This window comes from Bartonella sp. AP88HLJMH, assembly GCF_042195605.1.
GTDB lineage: Bacteria > Pseudomonadota > Alphaproteobacteria > Rhizobiales > Rhizobiaceae > Bartonella.
Genome location: NZ_JBHIOR010000026.1, coordinates 6631 through 9801, shown reverse-complemented (window position 1 = coordinate 9801; position 3171 = coordinate 6631). Strand labels below are relative to the sequence as shown.

Here is a 3171-nt window from a genome sequence, read left to right as displayed (position 1 = left end):
GATAATGGTACCATCCAGATTGGCAGAGATTTTGACCTTGATCCTATGGGACCTGCAATTGAAGGCGGCGTTGGCATCAATGCGCAACTGTCTCACAATTTCTCCCTTCATGGTGATGTCAGCTATCAGCAAAAGCTTCAAAAAACTGGTATCTCTGGAGCAAGCTTTTCAGGTGGCATGCGCTATCAATTTTAAATCAAGGCTGTAAAAATAGCCTATTCATTCTATTCAATTTAACAAAAGGGCAGCACAATATGCTGCCTTTTTATCTCTCCCCTATTCTTTTCTACCAATACACACCGCCAACATTTTTCTTTAAGAAAATTAGTTAAAAAACTCAAGACAATAAAATATCGCGCTTTTAACTAGTAAAAATATCCCTTGAAAAAACTAAAAGTCGATTGAAAAATCAATGAGCGCTATTTTATCGTAACCGTGTTAAAGAAAAACATGAAAGCTATGGTATCATCTTTGGTTTCATGATGTTAGAAGAGATCCCTATCAGGCTCAAGTATACAGTTTTTTGAAATTTTCTTGCCTATTTCTTTTCTTTAAGCATAAGCAACAAGTTTTATGCAAACATAACACATATCTTGAATAGAAAAACTTATAATACTTACATAATATTAACATAATGTATTCATTTAATACTAAATGAATTTAAATATAATACATTATATGCTAAATGTATAAGTTAATTTATACTTTACAAAAAAATAAAAATATCCTATTCACGTTCCATCTCTAAAATATCCATCCATTTGATATCCTTCTTATAAGCGGGGGAAGAGTGTGTGGCTCTTATAAGTTAGGAAAATCTTGATGTGTAAAAAATCCCTTTTATGCTGCACAGCTGTCATAGCTGTCATGCTATTCAACACCCATCTCAATGTATATGCTGAAACTCTTGAAGTTTCCGGCGAGAAAAAAGAAGTATCTAACACAACGTATGAGATTATTAATGCGAAAGACAACGGGAAAATCACCGGCACACATTTAACTGTGGTTGGGAATAAAGACACGGATATTTATGCTGTAACAGCTGACGGTCTTGGCAGTGCGATTACATTACTGCAAGACACAGCCATTAAAGGAACTGATTTTGACATTCGTCTTGGTCTTAATGCAAAAGATGGTGCTACAATCAAAATGACTGGAGGCATTATTACGGTTTCTGAAATTGGCGCTTTCTTCGAAAACAGTATGAATGATAAAAATAAGCTGGAAGGTGTAACAATATCAAGCGGTAAAGATGGCCACTTCATGGACAAGGGAATAAATGCCGACAACAAAAGCAAAGTTACTTTAGAAAACGTAACAGTTACGCAAGCAAACACCAGTATATTTGCAAATGATCATTCTGAAGTAACGATTTTAGGAGGAGAATTTGATGGAGAACTCAAAGGAATATCTGCTACGGAAGGCAGCGCTATTACTTTAACCTATAGTGAATTAGCCGATAATAAAAAAGGCAGTGTTCAAGTTACATCATCTCATGGTGACGGACTCTATGCAAATGGTGCAAAATCCACAATCACAATGATAGGAGGATCAGTCACTGGAGAAAATACAGCATTACTTGCAGAAAATGGCGGACATATTGACGTCACAGATGTTACTTTAAAAAAAGATGGCACCGGAATCGGTGCAATAGCTAATGATGTTGACAGCACAATTGAACTACACGGAAATACGGTAATTAATGACGCTGTAATTGGGCTTTATGCAACAAACGGTAGCACAATCACAATGACTGGAGGAACCATTACGGCTTTTGAAACTGGTGCGTTCTTCAATGAGAGCAAAAGCGATAAAAACAAATTAGAAAATGTAACCATTACTTATGCAAATACCAGCATAAGTGATCAAGACAAGCTAGAAAGTGTGAAAACATCGGACAATGAATTAGACCCTGGATGGGAAAGTGAATTAGAAAATGAAAAAGAAGAGTTTTTATACACAGGAATAACGGCCTTTGCCGGAAGTCATCTCACTTTAGAAAATGTAACCATTACGCAAGCAGACACCAGCATATCGGCAGAAGATGGTTCACAAGTAACGATATTAGGAGGAGCATTTGATGGAGAACACACAGGGCTATACGTAATGAACGGCAGCTTCATTACTTTAGCCAATAGTAAAGAAGGCAGCGTTCAAGTTACATCATCTGATGGTGATGGACTCTATGCAGACGGTTTATTCTCTACAATCATAATGATGGGAGGGACAGTGACTGCGGGAAATAGAGCATTATTTGCACAAAAAGGTGGATATATTAAGGTCACAGATGTTGCTCTAACAACGATGGACGGAAACGGATACGGGGCAGCTTCCACCGATCCTTACAGCTTTATTGAATTGGATGGAGAGACAACGATTACTAATGCTATAAATGGACTTGATGCGGAAAACAGTGGTGTCATCATAATGACGGGAGGAGCTGTAACTGCAAAAAGCGCAGCATTGTTTACCATGAACGGTGGATATATTAAGATCACAGATGTTGCTCTAACAACGATGGACGGAAACGGATACGGTGCAGCTTCCACCGATCCTGAAAGCTTAATTGAATTGGATGGGAAGACAACAATTAATAATGCTCTCATCGGACTTTATACAGAAAATAGTGGTACTATCACAATGGCGGATGGAACTGTAACTGGGAAAAGCGCGGCAGTACTTACAAAAAGCGGTGGACATATTAAGGTCACAGATGTTGCTCTAACAACAATGGATGGCAACGGATACGGTGCAGCTACCAGCGATCCTAACAGCTTGATTGAATTGCATGGAAAGACAACAATTAATAATGCTTTCATCGGACTTTATACAGAAAATAGTGGTACTATCACAATGGCGGATGGAACTGTAACCGCAACAAACATGGCACTGTTTGCAGCAAACGGTGGACATATTAAGGTCACAGATGTTGCTCTAACAACAATGGATGGCAACGGATACGGTGCAGCTACCACTGATCCTGACAGCTTGATTGAATTATATGGAAAGACAATAATTGATAATGCTTTCATCGGGCTTAATACAGAAAATAGTGGTACTATCACAATGGCGGGTGGAACTGTAACCGCAACAAACATGGCATTGCTTGCAAAAAGCGGAGGACATATTAAGCTCACAGATGTTGCTCTAACAACGATGTATGGCAACGGA

The 3171-nt window shown here is 38.4% G+C and carries 2 protein-coding genes; both read left to right on the top strand.

The window, feature by feature from the left end; translation table 11 throughout:
• Positions 1 to 195: autotransporter outer membrane beta-barrel domain-containing protein (locus ACFIMA_RS08565; protein ID WP_375693361.1), on the top strand; the 195-nt coding region annotated here is incomplete at its 5' end.
• A 627-nt stretch (positions 196 to 822) separates the two neighbouring features.
• On the top strand, positions 823 to 3171 hold a 2349-nt coding region (locus ACFIMA_RS08560; RefSeq protein ID WP_375693753.1), incomplete at its 3' end, for a right-handed parallel beta-helix repeat-containing protein.